The sequence below is a fragment of the Paenibacillus sp. 203 genome (genome assembly GCF_037027525.1).
In the GTDB taxonomy this organism is placed as follows: domain Bacteria; phylum Bacillota; class Bacilli; order Paenibacillales; family Paenibacillaceae; genus Paenibacillus; species Paenibacillus polymyxa_B.
On sequence record NZ_JAXCHD010000008.1, the window covers coordinates 168866 to 193021 of the forward strand.

At 44.8% G+C, this 24156-nt stretch carries 21 protein-coding genes and 2 pseudogenes; 15 read left to right on the plus strand and 8 right to left on the minus strand.

All coding sequences use genetic code 11. The annotated features are described in order from the left end of the window. The first annotated feature begins 22 nt into the window (after positions 1-22). From WA407_RS19290 to WA407_RS19320, 7 genes and pseudogenes are all read left to right on the plus strand, one after another. Positions 23-1156, plus strand: coding sequence for a sensor histidine kinase (locus tag WA407_RS19290; protein WP_250259325.1), 1134 nt, complete (start codon positions 23-25; stop codon positions 1154-1156). Further along, a complete protein-coding gene (locus tag WA407_RS19295) occupies positions 1153-1752 on the plus strand; it encodes a response regulator transcription factor (protein WP_017426246.1) in 600 nt (199 codons plus the stop codon). The genes WA407_RS19290 and WA407_RS19295 overlap by 4 nt, the downstream gene beginning before the upstream one ends. Positions 1753-1898: 146 nt before the next feature. Continuing rightward, the gene (locus WA407_RS19300; RefSeq protein WP_061830657.1) at positions 1899-2519 is read left to right on the plus strand and encodes a deoxynucleoside kinase; all 621 of its coding nucleotides are present in this window, start codon (positions 1899-1901) and stop codon (positions 2517-2519) included. Then, positions 2519-3160: a deoxynucleoside kinase gene (locus tag WA407_RS19305; protein ID WP_013308920.1), complete on the plus strand. Its 642-nt coding sequence runs from the start codon at positions 2519-2521 to the stop codon at positions 3158-3160. The genes WA407_RS19300 and WA407_RS19305 overlap by 1 nt, the downstream gene beginning before the upstream one ends. 197 nt (positions 3161-3357) lie before the next feature. Beyond that, positions 3358-4359 (plus strand): Gfo/Idh/MocA family protein, encoded by a 1002-nt coding sequence (locus WA407_RS19310; RefSeq protein WP_268819935.1) that lies wholly within the window; start codon positions 3358-3360, stop codon positions 4357-4359. Between the two features lie 323 nt (positions 4360-4682). Further along, positions 4683-6122, plus strand: coding sequence for a metallophosphoesterase family protein (locus WA407_RS19315; protein WP_336078159.1), 1440 nt, complete (start codon positions 4683-4685; stop codon positions 6120-6122). A 202-nt stretch (positions 6123-6324) separates the two neighbouring features. Then, positions 6325-7552 (plus strand): annotated as a pseudogene (locus WA407_RS19320) (RtcB family protein). A gap of 116 nt (positions 7553-7668) precedes the next feature. Here WA407_RS19320 and WA407_RS19325 read toward each other — a convergent pair. Next, a complete protein-coding gene (locus tag WA407_RS19325; RefSeq protein ID WP_336078160.1) occupies positions 7669-8559 on the minus strand; it encodes a shikimate dehydrogenase in 891 nt (296 codons plus the stop codon). 29 nt (positions 8560-8588) lie between these two features. After that, positions 8589-9779, minus strand: coding sequence for an MFS transporter (locus WA407_RS19330; protein ID WP_336078161.1), 1191 nt, complete (start codon positions 9777-9779; stop codon positions 8589-8591). Between the two features lie 216 nt (positions 9780-9995). Between WA407_RS19330 and WA407_RS19335 the strand changes: the two genes are divergently transcribed. From WA407_RS19335 to aroD, 3 genes are all read left to right on the plus strand, one after another. Then, positions 9996-10907, plus strand: coding sequence for a LysR family transcriptional regulator (locus tag WA407_RS19335; RefSeq protein ID WP_336078162.1), 912 nt, complete (start codon positions 9996-9998; stop codon positions 10905-10907). Between the two features lie 130 nt (positions 10908-11037). Further along, on the plus strand, positions 11038-12300 hold the full coding sequence (locus WA407_RS19340) for an MFS transporter (RefSeq protein WP_336078163.1): 1263 nt from the start codon (positions 11038-11040) through the stop codon (positions 12298-12300). Between the two features lie 103 nt (positions 12301-12403). Further along, positions 12404-13168, plus strand: a complete 765-nt coding sequence (gene aroD, locus WA407_RS19345) for a type I 3-dehydroquinate dehydratase (RefSeq protein ID WP_254329633.1) — start codon at positions 12404-12406, stop codon at positions 13166-13168. Positions 13169-13272: 104 nt separating this feature from the next. On the opposite strand, the gene WA407_RS19350 is transcribed toward aroD, so the two are convergent. After that, positions 13273-13845 (minus strand): shikimate kinase, encoded by a 573-nt coding sequence (locus WA407_RS19350; protein ID WP_029517614.1) that lies wholly within the window; start codon positions 13843-13845, stop codon positions 13273-13275. Positions 13846-14399: 554 nt separating this feature from the next. Here WA407_RS19350 and WA407_RS19355 point away from each other — a divergent pair. From WA407_RS19355 to WA407_RS19365, 3 genes are all read left to right on the plus strand, one after another. Further along, entirely contained in the window at positions 14400-15092 is a 693-nt protein-coding gene (locus tag WA407_RS19355) for a pectate lyase (protein ID WP_235307372.1), read from the plus strand. Positions 15093-15237: 145 nt separating this feature from the next. Then, the gene (locus WA407_RS19360) at positions 15238-16275 is read left to right on the plus strand and encodes an aminoglycoside phosphotransferase family protein (protein ID WP_254329634.1); all 1038 of its coding nucleotides are present in this window, start codon (positions 15238-15240) and stop codon (positions 16273-16275) included. Positions 16276-16329: 54 nt separating this feature from the next. Next, positions 16330-17328 carry a glycosyltransferase gene (locus WA407_RS19365; protein ID WP_336078164.1) on the plus strand — a complete coding sequence of 333 codons (999 nt, stop codon included), beginning with the start codon at positions 16330-16332 and terminating at the stop codon, positions 17326-17328. Between the two features lie 353 nt (positions 17329-17681). On the opposite strand, the gene WA407_RS19370 is transcribed toward WA407_RS19365, so the two are convergent. From WA407_RS19370 to WA407_RS19375, 3 genes and pseudogenes are all read right to left on the minus strand, one after another. Continuing rightward, the gene (locus WA407_RS19370; protein ID WP_250267512.1) at positions 17682-17834 is read right to left on the minus strand and encodes a hypothetical protein; all 153 of its coding nucleotides are present in this window, start codon (positions 17832-17834) and stop codon (positions 17682-17684) included. Positions 17835-17853: 19 nt separating this feature from the next. Beyond that, a pseudogene (locus WA407_RS26780) lies at positions 17854-18009 on the minus strand (DUF1036 domain-containing protein); the annotation flags it as partial. Positions 18010-18201: 192 nt separating this feature from the next. Then, on the minus strand, positions 18202-19410 hold the full coding sequence (locus WA407_RS19375) for an MFS transporter (RefSeq protein WP_254329636.1): 1209 nt from the start codon (positions 19408-19410) through the stop codon (positions 18202-18204). 216 nt (positions 19411-19626) lie between these two features. Between WA407_RS19375 and cysK the strand changes: the two genes are divergently transcribed. Then, positions 19627-20550, plus strand: a complete 924-nt coding sequence (cysK, locus tag WA407_RS19380) for a cysteine synthase A (RefSeq protein ID WP_254329637.1) — start codon at positions 19627-19629, stop codon at positions 20548-20550. Positions 20551-20681: 131 nt separating this feature from the next. Next, a complete protein-coding gene (locus tag WA407_RS19385) occupies positions 20682-21659 on the plus strand; it encodes an aldo/keto reductase (RefSeq protein ID WP_254329638.1) in 978 nt (325 codons plus the stop codon). 158 nt (positions 21660-21817) lie between these two features. Here WA407_RS19385 and WA407_RS19390 read toward each other — a convergent pair whose 3' ends face one another. Together WA407_RS19390 and WA407_RS19395 are read right to left on the minus strand one after the other, a co-directional pair. Beyond that, on the minus strand, positions 21818-22618 hold the full coding sequence (locus WA407_RS19390; protein WP_336078165.1) for a WYL domain-containing protein: 801 nt from the start codon (positions 22616-22618) through the stop codon (positions 21818-21820). After that, positions 22593-23918 carry a helix-turn-helix transcriptional regulator gene (locus WA407_RS19395; protein ID WP_336078166.1) on the minus strand — a complete coding sequence of 442 codons (1326 nt, stop codon included), beginning with the start codon at positions 23916-23918 and terminating at the stop codon, positions 22593-22595. Before WA407_RS19395 ends, WA407_RS19390 begins: the two co-directional genes overlap by 26 nt. Positions 23919-24156 lie beyond the last annotated feature (238 nt).

Below are 24156 nucleotides of genomic sequence, written 5' to 3' on the forward strand. Positions count from 1 at the left end.
TGAAGTAGAAGAGGGTGGCAGGATGCAAAAATGGTATCAGATTTTTCAAAGAAATACGGGACTTAGCCCTTATGTGTGGGTCGTCTTTTATATCCTGCCCTTTTACTACTTTAGTTCTTCATCTACAAGTCATATTATTCTGGGTACTGCTATTATTTTAGTGTTTTTTGCATGTTATGTATTGGCTTTTGTCTCGAAAGGCTGGCTTATATACTTTTGGACCAGTGTACAAATTGCCATATCGATTACCATGACACTGCTGTTTAGTTATATGTATTTTTCCATATTTATCGCCTATCTGATCGGTAATATTAAAAGTAAGGCTGCATTTACGACGCTGTATATTATTTTAATGGTTATTACGATTGGATTGATCAATTACGGTTTTGTTTCTCAGAATCCCATTTTTATTAAACAGATTCCTTTTATCCTGCTCAATCTGATCGGTGTGATTCTCCTTCCGATTACGAATTTTAATCGCAACAAAAGCGATCGGCTCCAAGTCCAATTGGAGGATGCCAATAAGAAAATATCGGAATTGATTAAGCTGGAGGAACGGCAAAGAATTGCGCGTGACCTGCACGATACCTTAGGTCAGAAGCTGTCACTCATTGGGCTGAAGAGCGATTTGGCGGGCAAACTGATGGATCAGTACCCGGAGCGGGCTCATGCTGAAATTAACGATGTTCGTCTCACGGCGAGAAGCGCACTAAAAGAGGTGCGGGAAATGGTTACTCAAATGCGCGGTATGCGACTAGAGGATGAACTGCTACGTATTCGGCAGATTTTAAAGGCTGCTCACATTGAATTGACTCTAGAGGGCGACCCGAAGCTGGAGCATACATCATTAATGAATGAAAATGTCCTTAGTATGTGTATGAAGGAAGCAGTGACAAATGTGGTTAAGCACAGTGGAGCCACCGCTTGTTCCATCACCATTGAGCCGTCCCGTAAGGAATTAACCCTTCGGATTCAGGATAATGGAGTCGGTATTACGAGAGAAAATGGAACCTTTCGTGGAAACGGCCTGAAAGGTATGAAAGAAAGGCTCGAATTCGTGAACGGATGTATGGAGCTGCGTTCAGATCAGGGAACGACCTTGGTCATTAAAGTGCCTAATATCACTGAAAAGCCGAATGAGGAGGTGGGGCCATGATTCGAATTGTCATCGCGGAGGACCAGCGTATGCTGCTGGGTGCTCTAGCCTCCCTGCTGGACTTGGAAGAGGACATGAAAGTAGTCGGAAAAGCTAGCAACGGGGAAGAAGCTATAGAACTGGTGAAGTTGCATCAGCCAGACATATGCATTATGGACATCGAAATGCCGATCAAGAGCGGATTGGATGCGGCTGAGGAACTCAAAGGCTTGAACTGCAAGGTGCTGATTTTAACTACGTTTGCCCGCCCCGGGTATTTTGAACGAGCGATCAAGGCGGGGACACACGGTTATTTGCTCAAGGACAGTCCTAGTGAAGAGCTGGCTTCCTCCATTCGAAGTATTATGGCAGGTCGGCGTATTTATGCCCCGGAACTGGTCGATGATGCTTATGCCGAAGTCAACCCGCTAACAGAGCGTGAAAAGACCGTTTTAGCGCTCATCGCTGACGGAAAGAACACAAAAGAGATTGCTGGTGAACTGTATTTAACGACAGGGACGGTGCGCAATTATATTTCAGTCATTCTCGATAAGCTGGGTGTCAGTAACCGGATTGAGGCAATTACACGTTTTAACGAAAAAGGTTGGTTTAAATGAGAAACAGGGACGCTATGAAGCAAAATGTAGCGCTCTGTTTTTTTTGTTTTATCCATAGATTTGGTATGCCTTTAGCGTACTACCTTGTGATACAATAGGATAGTTGTCCACAGGATGGACTGGAGTACAAGGAGGAGCAGAACCCCATGAAACAAGCCCCATTTATAGCCGTTGAAGGGCCAATCGGAGCAGGTAAAACGACGTTAGCTTCGATGCTTTCAACCGAGCTACATTTGCCGATGATCAAAGAGATTGTCGAGGAGAACCCATTTCTCGATAAATTTTATCAAAATATAGATGAGTGGAGTTTTCAGCTGGAAATGTTCTTTCTCTGCAATCGGTACAAGCAGCTGGAGGATACCGGTCTGCAATATATCGAGAAAGCTCAGCCCGTTATTTCTGATTACCATATCTACAAGAATTTAATTTTTGCCGAACGTACGCTTAAGGGTGTGAAGCTCGAAAAATATCGTCAAATCTATCATTTGCTCACAGACGATATGCCTAAGCCGGACATTATCATTTATATTAGAGCAGATTTGGATACCTTGCTGGGGAGAATTCGCAAGCGTGCACGCTCTTTTGAACAGGAGATGGACCCCGCCTATCTGGAGCAATTGATCATAGATTATGATAAAGGCATGCAGTTTCTCGCTGAACAGTCCCCTTCCCCTCGTATATTGACCGTGAACGGGAATGAAATTGATTTTGTAGAAAATCAGGCACAATTTAAACAAATTGTTTCCGATGTAAAGGAGCTTATATAGTGAATAATTACAACATTCCTGCGAATGCCCTGATTACGGTAGCGGGCACAGTGGGTGTAGGCAAATCTACGCTGACTGGTGCTTTGGCCGGACGTCTTGGTTTTAAAACCTCTTTGGAGCAGGTTGATCATAATCCCTATCTGGAGAAATTTTATCACGATTTCGAAAGATGGAGCTTTCATTTGCAAATTTATTTTCTCGCGGAACGCTTCAAGGAACAAAAGAATATTTTCTTGTCTGGTGGAGGTTTTGTACAGGATCGTTCTATTTATGAGGACACAGGCATTTTTGCGAAAATGCATGCCGATCAGGGAACGATGAACCCTACCGATTATGAAACGTATACTAGCCTGTTTGAGGCGATGGTGATGACACCGTTTTTCCCACACCCTGATGTGTTGATCTATTTGGAAGGCAGCTTGCCTTCCATACTGAGTCGGATTGAGGAGCGTGGTCGCGAGATGGAGATCCAGACCGAGCGATCCTATTGGGAGCAAATGCATCGCAGATATTCCAATTGGATCAACGAATTTGATGCCTGTCCTGTACTGCGTCTGAACATTGATGAGTATGATGTACACGACCCAGCTTCCATGGATGCCATTTTGGAAGAAGTAGGAAAAGTGATATCAAAAAAATAGAGATATAACCCCAAATAAATGACAGGGACTGTGGTACAATCAGTATAAATTATGCTGATAGGCTACAGTCTTTTTTTGTCGAATGAACATGTTGAGGCATGAGATATGAATAACGGTATAGTGGACAAGTTTAGGCTGGAATGCGAGAATAGGTACATATGAATTGTAATGACTCACGGGAAGGATGGGATACTGTGATGCGTTTTGGTATTGTTGGAACCAACTGGATAACAGAGAGGTTTATTCAAGCTGCGATGGAGACGGACGAATTTTCCCTGACGGCGGTATACTCACGCACAGAGGATAAGGGCAAAGCTTTTGCTGACAAATATAACAGCCAGCCGGAGGTTTTTACAGACCTGGCGCAAATGGCCGCAAGTGATCAGGTCGATGCCGTATATATTGCCAGCCCCAATTCCTTACATGCGGAGCAGGCGATCTTATGTATGAATCACGGAAAGCACGTGTTGTGTGAGAAACCCTTTGCGTCTAATGCAGCAGAGGTGAAGAGCATGATCGAAGCCGCGCGCAACAACGATGTTCTGCTGATGGAGGCCGTGAAATCCACACTGATGCCTAACTTTAAAATAATAAAGGATCATATGTATAAAATAGGGCGGGTTCGGCGTTATTTTGCAAGCTATTGTCAATACTCCTCACGCTTTGATGCTTTTAAGCAAGGTAAGGTATTGAATGCATTTAATCCGGCCTTTTCCAATGGTTCCTTGATGGACCTTGGAGTATATTGTTTGTATCCTATGGTGACTTTGTTCGGAAAACCTGAGGAGGTTCGGGCGGTTGGTGTACTTTTATCCTCTGGTGTCGATGGCGAGGGCAGTATCGTGATGAAGTATCCTGATATGGATGCTATCGTCATGTATTCCAAAATTACAGATTCTTATCTGCCTGCTGAAATTCAGGGTGAGAATGGAACGATGGTGATCGATAAAATCAGCCAGCCCTATGAGGTGAAAATTCATTATCGGGACGGCACAATTGAGGATCTAACCAAAGCTCAGACGCGTGAGCCAATGTATTATGAAATTCAGGAATTTATTGATTTGATCAAGAGTGGTGAACGCAACAGTTCCATTAACTCCTTGGAGTGTTCACTTACAGTCGCTGAAGTGATGGAGGAGGCAAGACAACAATTCGGCCTTCGTTATGAAGCAGATTTGAAAAATACTTCCTCACATTAGTTGGTTAGCGATTTAACAAATCCCTTAATAACTTTCTAAGACTCCGTCACTGCTTCTTATATGGGGTCAGTCTAATATTATATGTCAAGAGCACCTAGAACAGGAAGAAGGGCTGCCGGTTTCGCAAACTTTGCAAACATCCGGTAGGCCTTTTTTGGTTTATATACCTAAAGCATAATCTTCGGTGATCAAAGTAGGATAAAAACACACTCATAACTTCATTTTTACAAAGTACTATATTTCCAAAAACAACGTATTAACAATTGATTGTTATGATCATAATTATAACTTTTACATATTTAACCGCAAAGAGGAGTGTACACATGTTTAAGAAGTTTCAAAAATGGTCAGCAATATCTATGTCTATTGCTCTTATGCTAGGTTTGATTACTGGTCCGTCTGCTTCGGCTGTCTATGCTGAATCATCAGGGAACACAGATAGTATTAGTAAAATTACAGCTACATTTTATGGAGACACAAAAGGCTCCAAAGGGTTTACCTGGTATACTTCAAAACTGCTCACGAACAGCACTGTTCAAGTAATAAAGAAAACGGATTCAGAAGCTGATTTTACGAAAGCTATCGCATTTGAAGGCACTTCCTCTCCATCGACCAATTCTGCAGAAGAGCTTGTCCATAAAGCCGTAGCTACAGGTCTTCAAGCGGACACAGCTTATTATTATCGTGTGGGTGATGCAGCGCGCGGGATATGGAGCGAAACAGGTGCGTTTCAAACGGCTCCTAAGAGCGGTGAATTTACCTTCATTGATCTAGCTGATACACAAGCAAAAAGCGAAGATGAAGCCATATTGTCTTCACAGACGCTCAAAAAAGCACTTCAAACTGTAGGTAATGCTCAGTTTGTAGTCCACAACGGAGATATTGTAGACACCGGTACCAAAGAAGAGCAGTGGGACTGGTTGTTGGGACATTCACAAAAAAGTCTTTTGAATACAACCATTGTTCCTTCAGCAGGTAATCACGAGGATGAGAACTACGCTTTTTATGATCACTTTAATATTAATGAACCAGCTGGTTCTGCTACTAAAACAGGAGCGTACTACTCCTTTGATTACAGCAATGCTCACTTTATTGTACTGAACTCCAATGAGGACTCAGAGAAATATGCCAATTTTTCTGAAGATCAAGTTGAATGGTTAAAGAAAGATGCTGCGGCAGCCAAAAGGGCAGGTGCAAAGTGGATCATTGTTAACATTCATAAAGGTCCCTATACTACCTCTAATCATGCAACAGACTCTGACATCATAGATAATAACGGAGTTCGTAACCAGATTGCACCTTTAATGGCTGAGCTGGATATCGACTTTGTTGTGCAAGGGCACGATCATATTTATGCACGTACGAAACCAATCAATCAAAAGGGTAAAGCAACAACGCCAACAAAAGTAAAAGATACATTAAATGAAAAGACGATTGAATACAGTGTGAATCCAGACGGAAGTATCTATGTCATCCCAGCAACCGCTGGCCCCAAAGTTTACTACAAGAACCCAAGCGAAAAACTTGGAGATAAGTACTATAATCTCTTTGAACTAGCTGAAGAGAATCATGCGGCAGTATATGGCCCAGATCCGAGTGACAATCGTAGACCTACACGAGGACAGGTACAGAATTTTGTTGGTATCACCATAGACGGAAACAAACTTACAGCCGTAACGTATGAAATTGATCAAAACAAAAATGATGCCAAACCTTTTATTGTGGATCAATTCGGAATCATCAAAAAAGATTGGTATAATTGATTTCATAGTTTCTAAATGATTATAAAAGGATATCCTACAGTCTGGTTGGCTGCATGGGTATCCTTTTTCATTTTCTTAGGGGATATCTACTATTGTACTTGTAATACTTACGCCCTGTTCGGAAGCTGGTAAAACGTACATGATGCAATTAACGACTTTACAAGTTTAATCATGGAGTGACTTACAGGAGGATGAAACGACGATGGCTTATCAAGAAATCAATGGAGTACGAGTATGGGGAGCACCTGATCCAGGGGCATTATCTCAAGCCCGTACATGTGCCGAAAACGGCAATGTGATTCAGGCGCTGCTGATGGCAGATCATCATAAAGGCTACAGTCAGCCGATTGGCGGTGTGATGGTGTATGACGGACAAATTTCGCCTTCAGGTGTCGGGTATGATATCGGTTGCGGGAATAAGGCGGTAAGAACGAAGCTGTTTGCAGCAGATATTATGCCGCGTATTTCAGCCGTGATGGATGAGATTGCACGTCATATTTCGTTTGGCGTAGGCCGTGTGAATGCAATTCAGGTAGACCATGAGCTGTTCGATGATCCGGACTGGGCGGTATATGCAGCGATTGGGAAACAAGAATATGACAAACTGAAGTCCTTGGCGAGAGAACAGCTGGGTACAGTAGGGAGTGGCAATCATTTTGTTGATGTATTCGTGGAGGAAGCGACAGGACAGGTCTGGATTGCCAATCATTTTGGCAGCCGGGGCTTTGGACACAAAACAGCAAGTGGGTTTCTAAACTTGGCCGCTGGACGAGAGTTTCTCGGAAAGGCGCCGGGAGAGCATATGGATCAGCCGCCTGTGCTGCTGGATATGAACAGTGAGCTGGGGGACATGTACTACCGTGCGATGCGCCTTGCTGGACGCTATGCGTATGCGGGACGTGACTATGTGATAGAACAAGTGCTTGGTATTATGGGGACCGAAGCAGACTTTACTGTGCATAACCACCATAATTACGCATGGAAAGAACAGCATGATGGGCGTGACACCATTGTGGTCCGTAAAGGCGCCACTCCCTCGGCACCTAGCCAAGATGGGCTTTATTGGAGGAAGCATGGGCGATATTTCGGTAATTGTGCGTGGAAGAGATACGGTAGAAAATCGGGATTCCTACTATAGTACAGTCCATGGCGCAGGTCGTATTATGAGTCGTACCCAGGCAGCCGGTAAAATGAATTGGAAAACCCGTACACGGAGTGGTGGACAAATCACAGACGTACAGATGAAGGAGGCCGTTCGGAACTATGGTGTCGAGCTGCGCGGAGCCGGTACAGATGAAAGCCCGTTCGTCTACCGTAAACTGCGCGAGGTACTGGATGCTCATTCCGAGACTGTAGAAGTTATGCATGAACTGAAGCCTATTGGGGTATGCATGGCTGGGGCCAATGAATTTGACCCTTATAAGGATTAATCAAAAGACTATGCCCGGCAGAAGTGTTCATTCGCCGAGCATAGTCTTTTGAGTACATGCATGAGTATATAATAGAAGGAATTCATTGCTTAGTACACTTGTTAGCAGCTCTATGTCTACAGCTTATCAGCAAAAAGCTGTTCTTTAATATAAGCGACCGGCATCTCTTGGCCTGTCCACAGTTCGAAGGCTAATGCGCCTTGCCACAGCATCATGCCCAGACCGTTAATGGCGGTTGCACCTACGGATTCTGCTTGCTCCATCAGCTTGGATTTAGCTGGGCTGTACACTACATCGGTTACGATCAGGTCGGAACGAAGCATGGACACATCTTCAATCACACTTTTGCCTTCCAGCGGTTTCATACCAACACCTGTACCGTTAGCGAGAATATGACTTGTGCGGATCTCTTCACGTAGCTGTTCTTGATTTTCCAATGGATAGATATTCGCCTTGACTTGGGTGTGTTTCATATCTTCATTAATAATACGGACATTTTCTTCTGCACGAGCAAAGAACTGATCGTTACGGGCAAAGATTGAAATTTCAGCCAGACCTGCTTGAGCCGCTTCAATAGCAATCGGTGTAGCTGCGCCGCCAGAGCCGACAAGTGTCATTTTCTTACCTTTCAGGTCAATGCCGTGTTCACGCAAGTTGCGAACATAACCAGATCCATCAGTACTGTAGCCTTTCAGTTTACCATCTGTGTTTACGACGGTGTTGACGGCACCTGTAAATTTAGCACTGTCGTCCAGCTCGTCAAGGTACTGTAATATAGCTGTTTTGTTAGGCATGGACACGTTATAACCGCGTATGTTCAGAGCGCGCATCCCCCGTACCACTTCTTCAAGTTGTTCATTTCCTACTTCAAAAGCCATATACGCGTTATTTAGACCCAGCTTTTCAAACGCAAGATTATGCATAGCCGGGGACAAAGAGTGTCCGATTGGTGTAGCAAGCAGTCCGATTAATTGTGTTCTTCCGTCAATGCGTCCAGCACTTTTCATAATATAAGCCTCCAAGTAATCTGTGTGGTTTAATGAAATACTTTTTTATATCGATAAGCAACAAACACGGCCAGCAAAATACTGATTACAGCAATCGCAATATCCAGAATGAATACCGAGGTAATTCCCAAACTTTTGGACATGCCCCCGGTAGCCAAAGGCATCAGGATGAACGAAAGACTGGCTGCTATGTTCACGAAAGAAGTCGTAGTGCCTTTGTTCTTGCGGAAAAATTCCGTCATAACCGTGAGGGCAATTTGGAATATGCCTGCGGTAGACAAGCCAATCAGGAATGAACTGATCAAAGTAGCGACAGGATTGTGCCATGTAATTAAAGCCAACAAAGAAAGCAGGGCAATAAGCGGATATACAATCATGACAGTAATCGGTTTAATGAATCTACCAAGTACCACAGCTAACAGAATAACGGAAACCAATGAACCTATACTATAGTAGCTCAGCAGTTTAATGGCACTGGCTTTGTCCATGCCCAGGGCCTCTTGTCCAAAGGTAGGCAGCCATAGCTGCACGATCATGAACAATACAGTAGAAGTAAAACCAATAATAATCAGAGATAAACCTTCTTGCCAAAACTTAGGCTCGCTGCGGAAAGTATCTGTGGATTGTGCAGCCTCCGTTGAAGCCTTTTGTTCCTCTGCTTTGTGGTTGGGGAAAGCTGTTATCGACAAGAAGATACCGTTCAGCAGATAAATCCCTGCTGGAATAAAGAAGGAATAACCATAGAACATGTCGTGATTAATAAAGAAAGCAATCATGAATGGAATCACAATGGCACCGATCGAGATGGATGCTTTGACCAGCACCGTTGCAGACCCGGCTTTTTTTCCAAAGCCTTCAATTAATGCAGGATACGTTCCTGCATCCATCATAGAGTTGCAAAGCCCTGCGATAATAGCAAACACGAATGCCAACGTATAGTTGGGCGCAAGTGGAATGCCGATCAGGAAGATTAAATAAGCAAATGATGCAATAACAATGAGTGGTTTTCTTCCGTATTTGTCTGACATTTTTCCGGCTACCCCGAGAGCGAGCAGCTTACCGATCCCAATCGCGGACACCAGATAGCCGATGGCTGCTTTATCCGTGTTCAATTGAACGGTCAGGAAGCTCATATTCGACGATAGAATAACATTGATCATACCCAGAAGAAAATAGTTGATGTAAAGCCCTGCTGCCATTCTGATATAAGGATTTTTCATAAGTGTAACTCCCAACTTAAATTTTAGATCAATGGCCTAGGTAGGCATCGTCCAGCTGTATTACATTACGCCTACAGATAAGTGAAATTATTCACATTCTTTCTATGTCATTATTATATAAGGAGTGTTATTATAAATCCAATGCATATTTTTATCGTTTTTCATAGTTTGGGTCTATAATTTAAAATATGAATTAAAGAAGGAGAGTACATCATTATGAACCTGAAGCACTTACAATATTTTCGTGTACTTGCGGAGATGGAGCATTTTACCCAGGCAGCTGTGCGGCTATGTATTACTCAACCCAGTTTAAGTCATGCGATTTCAGAATTAGAAAAAGATTTGGGAGTTCATCTGTTCGAGAAGCAGGGGAGAAATATTCGGTTAAACAAATACGGACGATTTTTCCTAAAGTATGTGGAGCACGCGATGGATGAATTAGAAAAGGGAGAGCATAATTTACGAGAGTTAGTGAGTCCAAGCCATGGAAATATAGATTTAGCGTTCATTTACACGTTAGGCTCGCATTTCATTCCAGCGATTATTCAAGCCTTTTCAGCTCTGGATGCCCGTAAAGATATCTCCTTTTCGTTTCACCAAGGGAATACGAACGATATTATCCAGGGGCTAAAGCAGGAACATTATGATGTGGCGTTCTGCTCTCACATGGAAAATGAACCGGATGTGGAGTTTATTCCGTTGGCTCAGCAGGAACTGGTTGTCATTGTTTCGCCTGAACATCCACTGGCGACTCTAGACCAAATTGATCTCAAGGATACGGCAGATTATCCGGTAATCTTCTTCAACAAAAAGAGTGGGGTGCGGCCCATTATTGAAAATTTGTTCGCCAAAGCGGGTGTTACGCCACAGATTATTTGCGAGATTGAAGAGGATACAGCAATGGCAGGACTGGTGTCTGTCAATTACGGAATTGGGGTTATGCCTCGCATTTCATCGTTAGATTATTTTAACGTCAAAACATTGCCTATTGTAAATCCAGAATACGAGCGTTTTATCTACCTAGCCAGCATCAAAAATAGATATTTATCCCCGGCAGTAGTGGACTTTCGGAACTTTGCACTAAGTTACGGCAAGGAGTTCTATCTGAAAACGCATCAGCGCGTCTAGGCTGAGGTCCCGCAATATTTAAACTTGATAAATCTTAAAATGTGTTCTATACTTCATCATCGACACAGGTAATGTGAAATGATTCACATTTTTAATACTACAAGACTTACTTACAAAAGCAGGTGAATTCATGATGAAACGTTCTTCTTTTCTAGTGGCGACAGGCCTTTATGTAAACTATCTTTTGTTCGGCATGTTTAATATTATGCTAGCGTCCCACATGTCTTTTTTAACAGAGCATTTGCATACAGATCAGGCGGGCATCAGTCTCTTGGTTTCTGCGATGGGATTTGGCAGGCTGTTTACGCTGTACATATCCGGCGTGCTCTCCGACCGTTATGGTCGTAAGCGGTTTATTGTGGCAGCAGGGCTACTGATGGCTGTATTCTTGGTCGGTATACCGCTGAGTCCCAGCTTTGAGATGGCGATCGTACTGGCAGTGCTGGCAGGTGTAGCGAATTCTTTTCTTGATTCAGGTACTTATCCAGCGCTGATCGAAGCTTTCCCCCAATCCTCTGGTTCGGCTACAGTGTTGGTGAGAGGTTTTATATCCGTCGGGGCGGCATTTTTGCCGTTAATGATTATCTTTTTTATGAATCACGACATTTTCTACGGGTTCTCTTTCTTTTTACCAGCCCTCATATTTGCTTTAAATGCAATTTACTTGTTCAAGATGAAGTTCCCAGACATGCGGGTTCAGTCACCCAAGAAGCCAGTTGGTGATACTTCTGTATCAAGCGCTGAGCAAACGGGAAAATTGGAGACAAATGACCGGAGTAAGCCGCGGTTTTGGCAGGAGGGGCTATGTCTTATCTTGCTCGGATTTACGGGACCTACCTTGCTTTATATTGTGCAATTATGGCTGCCTACTTTTGGACAACAGTTTATCGGTATGACCGAATCAGTGTCTCTCAGATTATTAGTTTATTACAATGTCGGTTCACTGATTTCCGTGTTTGTATTGGTAATTGTGTTAAGAAAATGGGTTAAACCTGTTCACATTATTCTTATTTATCCATGTATTTCCTTGTTGGCTTTTGGAGCGCTTCTTCTTTTCAAGTCAGGGGCGGCGGCCATTATTTGTGCGAGTGTCATTGGGTTTTCAATATCGGGTGTACTCCAGCTGACGTTAACCGTAATGAGTGAATTTTTTAGTCAACGTAAAGGACAGATTACCGGGTTTGTTTATACAGCAACCTCGCTGTCATACACGGTCATTCCTGTGTTTACAGGCTTTCTTTTGAAACATTCTCAGATACCGAGTGTTTTTATGCTAGCTATTATTGTGAATGTGCTAGGGATCGTACTGGCGGTGTTTGTTAATTTTCGGTACAGTTTAGTTTTTCCAGCAAGTCGCAAATTGTCCCCTAAAATCGTACTGGATACCAAATAAATGACGACAGGACCTAATCATCTGCATGCTTATTCAGAATGCGTTATACTATGAATTATTGTACATGTTCGACTTGAAACTGTAATTTGGGAGTGAGATAGAGATGGCTAAAATCGTAAAGGTGAGAGATGTTCTGATCGGTGAAGGAGCGCCAAAAATTTGTGTGCCCATGGTGGGAGAAACGTTGGAGCAGTTGAAGGAAGAGGCTACTTATTTGCGTACGCTCGACCTGGATATCGTGGAGTGGAGAGTCGATTTTTTCGAGCATGTGGAGGATTTGGAAAAGGTGAAAGCTGCCTTACATGAAATTCGGTCTATTTTAGCAAATATTCCGCTCGTATTTACGTTCCGTAGCGCTCGGGAAGGCGGAGAAAAGGAAATCAGTGCGGCGAGTTATGTGGATTTGAACCGTACAGTAGCCGAAACGGGACAAGTTGAACTTATTGATGTAGAGCTTTTTAATGAGGAAGCTGATGTGAAGACGCTGGTAGAAGCAGCACATAAGCATAACGTATATGTGATTATATCTAATCATGATTTTCATAAGACGCCGTCGAAGGAGGAGATTGTGTCCCGGTTACGCAAGGCGCAGGAATTGGGAGGCGATCTGCCTAAGATAGCAGTGATGCCGACCAATACAGCCGATGTTCTCACTTTGCTGGATGCCACACGTACCATGGCAGAAGAGCATGCAGATCGGCCGATTATTACGATGTCGATGGCGGGGAAAGGTGTCGTGAGCCGCCTGACCGGAGAACTGTTTGGTTCGGCTCTGACCTTTGGTGCTGCTAAGAAAGCTTCCGCTCCGGGGCAGATTCCTGTCACTGAACTGAGAGAGATATTGACGGTGCTGCATAGCCATTCTTAAAAGATGGATAGCATTACTCGCCAGTCAGTAATATATCCGTAGTGAACCAAAAAGGAGGGCCCCATGCGGTAAGCATGCTGGAGCCCTCCTTTTTGGTGTAACTCTTAATTCAATCCGCGAGTAGGTTCATATAACTCCCAACCTAGATTCAGCGTTTGAATAATATAGTCTGCGACTTCTTCCGCATCCAACTGATCCGTATCGATCTTGGAGTGATTCACCGCGTAAATGTCCTGTCTGGAACGGAAAAGATCCTCAATTTCCCCTAAAGTCTTGTTTTGTAGATTGGGGCGGGTGTCAATCAGCATCTTAAGCCGATCTTTCCAGGAATCCCAATTCAAATCCAAGAAGAAAACAATCGATGAAGCCAAACAAGCTTGTTTCACCTCTTCCTGTAAAAATGCACCACCGCCAACGGAAATGATTTTAAGGCGTGTGTTGCTGCACAGCTTCAAAATATGCTCTTTTTCAATCTCACGGAAACGTTTCTCTCCATAAGTTTTGAAAATCTCGGTTGTTGGCATGTTGTACTCTTGTTCAATCTCCTGGTCAATATCCACGAAATCGCGATACAGCTTGCGAGCTAGATGGGAACCGATCGTCGTTTTGCCTACACCCATAAAGCCAATGAGCACAATATTTTGTTCTTTTAACGGAATCTCACTATTGTTTTGCACGATAACCACTCTTTTCTCACCAGTAATGTTGAGATGTAACGCTTCAAAGCACTAAATACATTATACGTTCATCAAACGTGTCATTCAATAGTATAGATCACATCAAAAATAAGGTATAGGACGGAAAAGAGCTTGTGAATACCATTATAGTGATCTAGAGTAAGTCAACGAGACTAGATATTCAAGTCTTGTGATGCATAAATTGCTGAAAAACAGCGTTGTACAAGTATAAAAAAGGCAAAATTGTGTACTTAATTGAAAAAGAGCACATATTTTGCCGAAAAAAATATTGAAATTACTGGAAGCAGGATTATAATAGAATTATACAAATTGTAAATGTAACCGCTCTATTTACAATTTGTGTGCACCTGAATTTATAGAATGAATTTACTTTGAACCAAAAACCAAGTATACATATGTAAATAGTATAATAATGCTTTATAGACATGTATCGGTTAATGGGTTCATTGTACGAAGGTGGTGATACGGTCTACGCGTTCTAGTCAACGAAGAATTGGAACAATAAAAAATATCTACGAGAGGGATGAATTGAAATGAAAACAAACACAGCTAAAGTATTGAAAAAGGGAATCAGTCTCGCTTTATCAGGAATGTTGGTCGCTTTATTTGTCGGCAATTATTCTGCACATGCAGCACCAGAAGTCGTTCATAAGACCATACTTGTTAAAGCTGGAGAAGTATACGATGGTAAAGGCAAGACTGTAGTGGCTGATCCCGATACCTTGGGAGACGGAAGCCAGAAAGAGGCTCAAAAGCCTATTTTCAAGCTTGAAAATAATGCAACACTAAAAAATGTGACCATCGCTGCCCCTGCTGCGGATGGTGTGCATGTATATGGCAACGGAACTATTTCCAACGTAACGTGGGAGGATGTAGGTGAAGATGCCTTGACGCTTAAAGAACCAGGCACGGTAAACATTACGGGCGGTGGAGCGTTCCATGCGTACGATAAAGTATTCCAAATTAATGCCGAAGGCACGATTAACATTAAAAACTTTAGAGCCGATGATATCGGAAAGTTGGTTCGCCAACTTGGGGGTTCTACATTCAGAGTGAATATGACTTTGGATAACTCGGATATTTCCAATGTAAAGGACTCGATCCTGAGATCGGATGGTCCTAACAGCAAAGCTAAAATTACGAACACTCGTTATCACAATGTGAAACAATTGTTCAAAGGCTTTAAGTCTGGTAATACGAGCGAGTCCGGCAATACTCAATATTAATCGGTATAGAATAGAGTAAGGATAGGAGTATGGATGTGATAAGGGGCTGCCAACAGGTCGCGTGATCTGCTTGGGCAAGCCCCTTTTTGGGTGCAGCGAGTTACCCCAAGATGATCTGGGCTTCGTTCGGAACGAGGACTGTGATATGATCGTGCTATTACATTTTATACAAAAAAGTTGGGTGGCTATGAATCCTTTTCATCAATATGTGAATGTTGACGGTACCTTAAATGATACGCTGGTGCGGAATCGTGAAATTTTATATACAGGTACGAATGGCCGGCATGTGGAACGTTTTTACGTGTCATCCTCTGAAAGTTATATATTTAAACCGCTAACCAACGATGGTCAGGAGGGGCGTGAGAGATGGGTGTATGAGCATGTGCTTCCTGCGTTATCACCGATCTATCCTCGATTGCTAGCCTGGTCTGATGCAGGTGCGGATGGCGGAGGAGAATGGATGGTTTTTGAGGACCTTGGTTCGTTACATCATCTACACGCAGACGAAACTTTATTGCGAGCTGTTGGCCTTGTTGCATGGTGGCATGCTTTGCCGACGGATCGTTTTGCTGGGATGCCGTTACGGGGACCCAAGCCACTTATTCAGGAGATGGTTTCCGAGCTATATACGCGCAAGCCGGATGTGTTAAAGCTTTGCAGCTCACTGGGTTTATCTAAGCAACAGATGCTGCGTATATATGTACAGCTGGAGCATGTATCTTTTTCACAGCAGGTTGTACTGTCTCATGGTGATCTTCATCCGGGGAACTATGCGCTGAGCGGGGAACGGCTTATGGTATTGGATTGGGAGCATGCTCATCTGAACACACCGCTGTGGGATGTATATCACCTGATCGATATGTCCCATCCGTTGTTTCCCCGACGCATGACGTCCGAATTGCGTATTCGTATGCTGGACACATACGTGGAGCAGCTGGAGCTGTTAGGGAAAAGAGTGGATCGAACGGCATTTATGCTGGAATATGGCATGTTTGCGGTGGTATTTTCGCTCTGGATGCTGTTGTTAATCACAAGTGATTTGCAAAGGATTGGAACGAACCTGCATAGAAACGCCGACAAATGGTCAAAAGAGCAATTAGAGTCCCAGTTGGATGAAACGTTAGCCTGTTTGAACCAATGTGCAGCAATGATGGATTGGGGACAAGCCCAACAATGTAGATAGTAGCTTAAGACATAGACTGTGTTTAGTTAGCCAAAGAAGGTAGGGAATATATTCATGAAAAAAGTCGGTTTAGTCATGAGAAAAATACAATTTGCTGAAGCGCAGGGTCCACGTATTTTTGCAGAACGCCTGAAGCAGATCGGGTCGGAATTGGGGGTGGACATCGTATTTGTATCACCGGAGCGCCATGTGAGCAGCCATGACTGGCTTCCGGGCTATGAGCACGAAAAGGGAGACCTGGTCAACTATGACATCGTACTGGACCAACTCCATGAGCAGCAGATTGAGCACGTTATTTATACGGTATCTGGCTTTACCTATTTGAACATGTTTTTTAAAAACAGCGTGCTTTTTCCGCATAGTTTTCCTGATCCGGCGCTTACAGGCTATGAGATGATGAAGCCTTTTTATCAGATCGTGGACAAGGCTATTGTACAGACTGCGTTTCTCAAGCAGGAGATGGCTTCGAAGTTTGGCGTTACCGATGTGACAGTCATCCCGATCGGATTTAATGAGCGTCTGGTGGAAAAGCATTTTGATCCCTCGCAAGTGGTAGAGAACCGGGTGATGTGGATTGGTAGAGATGAGGAGAACCGACGTCCGGATTTGGTGCTGGAGTATGCGAGGCATAATCCTGACAAGGATGTCTATATGGTATTTGGCGGTGAACGCTACAAGGAAAGTATGAAGAAGTACGATATCCCGGACAATGTTAAACTTCAATTTGCGTTGACGCAAGATGAGGTATTTGCACTGATGAACACGGCGAAGGTGTATTGGAGCTGCTCTAAATTCGATACATTCGCAATGCCGCTGACCGAAGCGCTCGCTATGGGGAAAATTGTCGTGAAGCCAGAGCATCCTTGCTATGGACATATCAGCTCTACGCATTCTTTTTCAGGGAATGAGAAAAACTGGTTCGAGCTGGTCAATATGGCTGCCGCCTCACCGCGTCGGGTTTCTACAGAAAATCAGGCATACGCCATGGAACAGTTTTCAAGTCAGGTGATGAAGCAGGGCTATCGGGACTTTTTTGATCATTGGTTAAGCTGAACGGCGAGGCAAAATACTATGGTTGCAACAAGCGTCTGAATGTCCAGAGTGAAATAAAAATAACCCGCAAGGGGGTCACTTTTTTAAAAAAATGTCCATCTTGCGGGTTGCGGTTCATTGTGTTTTTCAAAGGGGCTTTGTAGTGTTTGCAACCAGGTTGCGCCTTTTATTGGCGAATTCTTTGACTTATCGTTTGGACTTTACTGGAACTGGGGTTCCTTTTTTAAATCGAGTCGGTCTTCTCGGAATTCTGTTAATGCCGGAGTCCTCCGATTTGGAAGGTAACGCTCTGCGAGTTGTCTTTGTTGAGAGTAAGCTTTGGTTGGTTCTGCTAAACTCAACAGTGTAATTTTCTACAGATGAATCAATGGCAAGTCGGCGCATCCCCACTCGTCTGGATGATCCTCTGCTATCGTTCCAACACCAATGAAAATCATGGCTAGTATTTCTCGGAAGCCGTGTGCGGTACGTGCCACGCCATGTATTTCTGGAGTGATCTTCAGCATAATAATAGAATGTGGTTCCCCCTACAGACCCGCTCCATATTTCTCTCGTATCACCAGGCTCTAGCCGATACCAGCCCATTTTAGAATAATTCATGGGATGACAGTCGGAATCAGGATAAGCATAGGCAGCATAGATCGTGTTACTCGTGTTGTTTGTAAAAAAAAGGCTCATCATACACACTTCTTTCCTCGTAAATTTGTATTGCAATGCATACTATGAGGAATTTAGAAGAAGAGAGTGGACAATATCCCTCAATCTATGAAAAATGAACCAATCGTTTACGTCCAACTTGCTGTTTTTAGAGATATGCCGCCATTTATTGTTCTCCGGTTGATAGCTGTACACTGTCCAACAAACAGAACGATTCTATGACTGTATCTCCGCTGTTGCTTTAGTATGAGCCGTCTTACGATCCACAATGTAGCTAACTATCATGAGTAGCAGACCGCCGACAGTGATTAGCGATGCAACCCATGGAATAGCGGCTAACCCCATTTGATTAATAACGACTCCACCGATAAAAGCGCCGCCTGCGTTACCCAGATTCAATGCGGAATGACTGGAGGTAGAAGCAAGCAAAGGAGCCTCATAGGCCAGATTCATGATGCGAACCTGAATACCCGGCATGATGCCGAACGCAGCAATGCCCCAGATAAAGACGGTAATGACGGCCAATACCTGGCTTTGAAGCGTAAATGTCAGAATGGCCAAAATAATAGCCAGTACAGCATAGTTTGCGATCAGAGATGGAAGTAGTCTCCAATCCGCAAGCTTGCCGCCAACGATATTGCCGATCGTTACCCCTAGACCAAACAGGACGAGAATCCAGGTAATGCTATGTTCGGCAAAGCCACTAATGTCCGTAAGCAAAGGCGTAATGTACGTAAAGACAGTGAACAGACTACCACAACCGACTGCACCTGTGAGCAGCATCAGCAGCACTTTTGGATTCAACAGGCTTTTGACTTCTTGTTGGAGACTGGAAGGCTTGTCCTGGTGAATTACCGGAATGTAACGAATGATACCAAAGAGAGAAATCAAGCCGATGACCACAATAGCTCCAAAGGAAGCACGCCAGCCGAGTTGTTGTCCGATAAAGGTTCCAAAGGGCACACCAATAATGTTCGCCACGGTCAAACCGGTCAGCACCATAGAAATGGCACCCGCGCGCTTGTCAGGACGAACCAGTCGGGCAGCGATCAGGGAACCGGCTCCCAAAAAGGTTCCGTGCGATAATGCAGTAGCCATACGGGCCGCAATCAGAAATTCGTAACTGGGAGCAATGACGGAAAAAAGATTGCCTAAAATGAATATGGTCATGAGTAGGCATAGCAGCTTTTTCTGCGGAACCTTATGGGTTAATACAGTAAGCACAGGCGCACCAATGGCTACACCAAGCGCGTAACTGGTGATTAACTGCCCGGCTTGCGGAATCGTAACATGAAGATCATGGGCTACATTGGGCAGTAGTCCCATAATGACGAATTCGGTCATGCCGATGGCGAAGGCACCAAGGGTCAACCATAGCAAGGAGGGGGGAAAGCGATTTGCTGTCATATTTTCTTGATTACTCATAAGTGTCTTGTATCCTCCTGGAAAAATAGTAATGCGAGTATATCATTACAGGCGATATCTGGCGACCCATTTTGCAAGAATTTTACATACTAAGTTGATGAGTTTTATGTAATTTACAAAAGCGACAGGTAGGAAGGAGCCAAGTATGTTATTTTGGTAGTATGATATTAAGATCGTAAATGACGCTGTAAGGAACGATCTAAGGAGGATACAACGATGGCACCTAAAGTGGTACATAGTATTACAGATTTAATAGGAGATACACCTTGTGTAAGACTCCAACGGCTCACAGGGCCGCAGGATGCGGAAGTGTATGTGAAGCTGGAGTATTTTAATCCAAGCGGCAGTGTTAAAGATCGGGCGGCGGGCAACCTGATTGCCGAGGCTGAAAAGGCAGGACATCTAAAGCCGGGAGGCACCATTATTGAGCCGACGAGTGGCAACACGGGAATTGGTCTTGCGATGAATGCGGCAGCCCGGGGTTACCGTGCAATTTTGGTGATGCCCTCGAATATGACGAAGGAACGGATCAATATTCTGAAAGCCTACGGGGCTGAGGTCGTACTGACACCAGCGGAAGAACGGATGCCAGGAGCGATTCGCAAGGCACTCGAACTGGGGGCTGAAATTGAAGGGAGCTTTATCCCGCATCAATTTGAAAATGAGGCCAATCCCGATATCCACCGCACGACGACGGCACTGGAAATTTTGGAACAGACGGAAGGGAAGCTGGATGTGTTCGTCGCTTCTTCGGGAACGGGCGGTACCATTACGGGAACAGGTGAAATGCTACGTCAGCATTTGCCGGATCTGCGGATTGTTGTAGTTGAGCCGAAGGGTTCGCCAGTGCTATCTGGAGGAAAACCCGGTCCACATAAGCTGGTTGGCACCAGTCCAGGCTTTGTTCCCACCGTGCTGAATACGGAAGTGTATGACGAAATCGTGCAGGTTTCCGATGAGGATGCGATAGCAATGACACGAGCGATTGCTGCCCAGGAAGGGATTCTGGTTGGTCCCTCTAGCGGAGCTACGATATGGACGGCGATTCAGGAAGCGCGGCGTTTGGGAGCAGGCAAACGGGTACTTTGCATTGCCCCGGATACCGGAGAACGTTATCTGAGCATGGGGATATTCGGATAAAAGATGTGGATGGGGACCAAAGTGGAACACGACCGTAAGTAAGTGGTAAAATAGGTGTGTGATAGCGGTTCCACGAACTATTCATATGTGGATGAAGCAGAGAATATTTTGAGGAATGAAGGAGGAGCAGCATGAAGATTATGCCTTTACAGAAACGTGGAATCTCCGATAGTCGGCTGGCGCTCGGTTGTATGCCTTTTGGTGGAGAATGGAGCCATGCACCGTTTACGCAGGAGCATGTCGTTGAAGCGGAAAGAGCTGTAGAAGCTGCACAATCCATTGGGATTACGATGTTCGATCATGCGGATATCTATCGTATGGGGAAAGCGGAAGAGATTTTCGGCCGGATTTTAAAGGGACAGCCGGGCTTGCGTGAACAAATCGTAATTCAGTCCAAATGCGGCATTTTTCTGCCAGATGGTACGCTCCCGGGCCGCTTTGATTTCTCATATGCTCATATTATGGAGTCCGTGGATGGTATCCTGAAGCGTCTGGGTACCGAATATTTGGACATCCTGCTGCTGCATCGCCCTGATCCGCTGGTAGAGCCGGAAGAAGTAGCGAAGGCGTTCAGCGAGCTTAAGACATCTGGCAAAGTACGGCATTTTGGCGTTTCCAATATGAATGTAAGCCAAATTCGGTTTCTGGAACGGAGCCTACCGGAGCCGCTAATCGCTAATCAGCTGGAAATGAGCCTGGCCCATCTGCATTTTGTAGATCAGACAGTACATGTGAACCAGCAGGCAGGGACAAATGTACATTTTGGCGAAGGTTTGATGGAATATTGCCAAACCGAGGATATTCAACTCCAAGCCTGGGGACCGCTGGCGCAGGGACGTTTTAGCGGAGGTCCTTTGGAAGGGCAGCCTGAGCATGTCGTTAAGACGGCAGAACGGGTGCAGAAGCTAGCTTCTGAAAAGGAAACGACACGTGAAGCGATCGTCCTTGGCTGGCTTATGAAACATCCGGCACGGATTCAGCCTGTCATTGGCAGCGCCAATCCTGAACGAATCAAGGCATGTCAGGATGCGGAACGCCAGAGCGAGCTGATGACCCGTGAGGAATGGTATGAATTGTATGTCAGTGCGCGCGGACAAGCCTTGCCATAAACTCGTACTTCGGACCCGTTTGTTACAGCAGGCGTATGTGGATGTAAGTGTATGACCTCGTTTATACGAACTGTAGTTTAATAAGGCCCTCCCTTCGTCTCATTAACAGACGGAGGGAGGGCCTATTTACATGGATACATCTCATATTGCCTCATTAGCTATTCCTCTTCGTAGCGTGCAAGGGCCTTGGACGTTGTTTCCTTCATTCGTGAGATCAGCCGGGAGCCTTGGACGACCTTGACACGTTTGCCAAGGAAACGGATTTTGGATAGCACATATTCACATTCGTCTGCCTGGAAGGTGAGCGTAATACGATAGGTATCTGCTTCCTGAACATATTCGACCTCTTTTTCAAAGCAGGAAAAAGCATATAAAATACGAGACATTTCACCGTTGTATATGGGAATAATTTCGATGATGCCTTGCTCTTTGCGCGACTCCAGTATGCCGAGTATACGTTGGGTGAATTTTTCGGCCTCTTCGGGTAGAAGCTCATCTTCCCTGATGTTCACGATATTAGACAGCTTGGTAGACATGAGCGCGCGGTGTCTGCGGTTATACCACAGCAGGCTCCATTCTTTTTTGACCATGGAGAACTCCAGCTTATATGGAAAACCGGACATTTGCTCATGCATGCGTCCGTTGCGCAGTTTGTAGGTCATACAGATGCCTGAACGGGACCGCAGAATGGGACGCAATTCACGCAGGAGTGGATGATATACCGAGACAGCAGGGATACCTGCTTTTTCCCGCAAACTTCCATCGGCCTCCAGCGGCTCGTCGTCTGCGAGCATCTGCCGAAGCTTGTCAAGCGTAGACGGGGTGAAAGCCTCTATTGCTGCCGAGTCTGTCAGCATAGATTGGAGCCAGACTCTTTCCTGCGATGTGGTAGCAAAAGCGCCCGATTCATCCAGCCGAGAGACGATCTGATAGTTAAATATTTTCTCGAACAGGCTCATAATAGGCTTGCAGCTCCTTCCATTCCTGTCTGAATTCCTTACGCAGCCGCTGGGGCTCCAATACCTCACAGCTTGACCCAAAGCTGCGAATCCACGGCTTAATCTCGGTGATTCCATTCACTGTGATTTCATAGATAAAGGATTCACTTTCTTCCTCCGCAATCGTACCCCACTGTCCCTGTGACAGCACACGTTCCCGAATAAAGTTGCGCTTCGCGCCCTCAGGATTAAAAAAACGTACCCGTACCTTCACAGGACGACCGGTATCAACAAGCCAGCTGTACCGCATTTTTTCTTCCAACACCGCTAGCAGATCGGCATGAAACTGCTCTGGTACAGGCTTGCCCTCCACCAATTGAGTCATGCCCTCCATACGAAACTTCATGATTCCTTTACCGCCTACATGACCAAGAACATACCAACGTCCATATTGATGATCATAGATGACTTGCAGGGGAAGAATGGTATGTTCACGGCCCTCCGTCTCTTTTTCAAACAGCGGGTTTGTGTTCTGTGACCCGTACATGCTTCGTTTAGATGTCGAAAAATATAAAAAAGTTACACAGCGACGTTGCCGAATGGCATGCAGAAGCGGATGAATATGGGCTTCGTCCAGAATGCGTGAATAATAGTGGTATTTATATAAAAAAGGTTCAATCATATCCCGATCTCCGGCTTGACGGCGCATAGCTTTTTTTAGATGATCTCGCAACAGATATCCCTGAACAGAGGGAAGCTGGGTGTTGGCCATAATGTCTACAAAATCATATAAGTCCAGTAATTCCTCGTCCGTCAGTCCTGTCACCAAATCGTTGCGGACAGCATAGCGGTAAGGTCTGCCGCCGGGTTCCTTGCGAACCACGCCCACTTCGACCAGATATTTCAGATCGGAACGAATCGTTTTTTCATCTGGCAGCGAACTGTCGGAAGGCAGCCCGTTGCAGCAAGCATCCAGCAATTCCATAGTGGTCAGAGGCTGTGACTGTAGCGCTGTCAGCAGAAGAGATAAGCGGACGCTTTCTGATTCCTTGAGCGATTTGGCCCGAAACAGGAATAGTAGTAATGGATCAGCGGATTCGTAATAATTAAAGCGCAGCATCCCATTAAAATCATGTCCCTGGTCCTCAGGCAACTGCTGTTGTACGGATTGGACGATTTCCTTGAGACGCCGGATTGTTTTATCAAAGGTATGCACTGAAATGCCCAGTCTGTCTGCAAATTGCTGCCGATTATAAGCGCCGCTGGTCAGTGTGAGCATGCGCAGGAATTGAATTTCTTTATCAAAACTCTCTCTCGCCATGATGCATTCCCCGTTTCTGTTGCCGTTCTCCGAAAGCAAGTATCCCTTTATTCTAACAGGGAAGGGATGCAGGAAAAAGGGAATTTATTCATCTTTGTAATACTTCCACCATGTTCACGACTTCCAAAGTAAAGCATCATAGGGATATAAGATAGCACGATGAAATAAGAAGCAATACATAACAGAAGGGTGATGCAACATGTTTGGACGGGAGAGGAAACGGCTATGCGTCTTCGCC

What these genes read in the sequence shown, in the direction of transcription:
- WA407_RS19295 (WP_017426246.1), top strand. Translation starts at nt 1,153, where the DNA reads ATGATTCGAATTGTCATCGCGGAGGACCAGCGTATGCTGCTGGGTGCT.
- WA407_RS19300 (WP_061830657.1), top strand. Translation starts at nt 1,899, where the DNA reads ATGAAACAAGCCCCATTTATAGCCGTTGAAGGGCCAATCGGAGCAGGT.
- WA407_RS19330 (WP_336078161.1), bottom strand. Translation starts at nt 9,779, where the DNA reads ATGAAAAATCCTTATATCAGAATGGCAGCAGGGCTTTACATCAACTAT.
- WA407_RS19395 (WP_336078166.1), bottom strand. Translation starts at nt 23,918, where the DNA reads ATGGCGAGAGAGAGTTTTGATAAAGAAATTCAATTCCTGCGCATGCTC.
- cysK (WP_254329637.1), top strand. Translation starts at nt 19,627, where the DNA reads ATGGCACCTAAAGTGGTACATAGTATTACAGATTTAATAGGAGATACA.
- WA407_RS19370 (WP_250267512.1), bottom strand. Translation starts at nt 17,834, where the DNA reads ATGCTGAAGATCACTCCAGAAATACATGGCGTGGCACGTACCGCACAC.
- WA407_RS19385 (WP_254329638.1), top strand. Translation starts at nt 20,682, where the DNA reads ATGAAGATTATGCCTTTACAGAAACGTGGAATCTCCGATAGTCGGCTG.
- WA407_RS19340 (WP_336078163.1), top strand. Translation starts at nt 11,038, where the DNA reads ATGATGAAACGTTCTTCTTTTCTAGTGGCGACAGGCCTTTATGTAAAC.
- WA407_RS19335 (WP_336078162.1), top strand. Translation starts at nt 9,996, where the DNA reads ATGAACCTGAAGCACTTACAATATTTTCGTGTACTTGCGGAGATGGAG.
- WA407_RS19375 (WP_254329636.1), bottom strand. Translation starts at nt 19,410, where the DNA reads ATGAGTAATCAAGAAAATATGACAGCAAATCGCTTTCCCCCCTCCTTG.
- WA407_RS19390 (WP_336078165.1), bottom strand. Translation starts at nt 22,618, where the DNA reads ATGAGCCTGTTCGAGAAAATATTTAACTATCAGATCGTCTCTCGGCTG.
- WA407_RS19310 (WP_268819935.1), top strand. Translation starts at nt 3,358, where the DNA reads ATGCGTTTTGGTATTGTTGGAACCAACTGGATAACAGAGAGGTTTATT.
- WA407_RS19315 (WP_336078159.1), top strand. Translation starts at nt 4,683, where the DNA reads ATGTTTAAGAAGTTTCAAAAATGGTCAGCAATATCTATGTCTATTGCT.
- WA407_RS19365 (WP_336078164.1), top strand. Translation starts at nt 16,330, where the DNA reads ATGAAAAAAGTCGGTTTAGTCATGAGAAAAATACAATTTGCTGAAGCG.
- WA407_RS19355 (WP_235307372.1), top strand. Translation starts at nt 14,400, where the DNA reads ATGAAAACAAACACAGCTAAAGTATTGAAAAAGGGAATCAGTCTCGCT.
- WA407_RS19360 (WP_254329634.1), top strand. Translation starts at nt 15,238, where the DNA reads ATGATCGTGCTATTACATTTTATACAAAAAAGTTGGGTGGCTATGAAT.
- WA407_RS19325 (WP_336078160.1), bottom strand. Translation starts at nt 8,559, where the DNA reads ATGAAAAGTGCTGGACGCATTGACGGAAGAACACAATTAATCGGACTG.
- WA407_RS19290 (WP_250259325.1), top strand. Translation starts at nt 23, where the DNA reads ATGCAAAAATGGTATCAGATTTTTCAAAGAAATACGGGACTTAGCCCT.
- aroD (WP_254329633.1), top strand. Translation starts at nt 12,404, where the DNA reads ATGGCTAAAATCGTAAAGGTGAGAGATGTTCTGATCGGTGAAGGAGCG.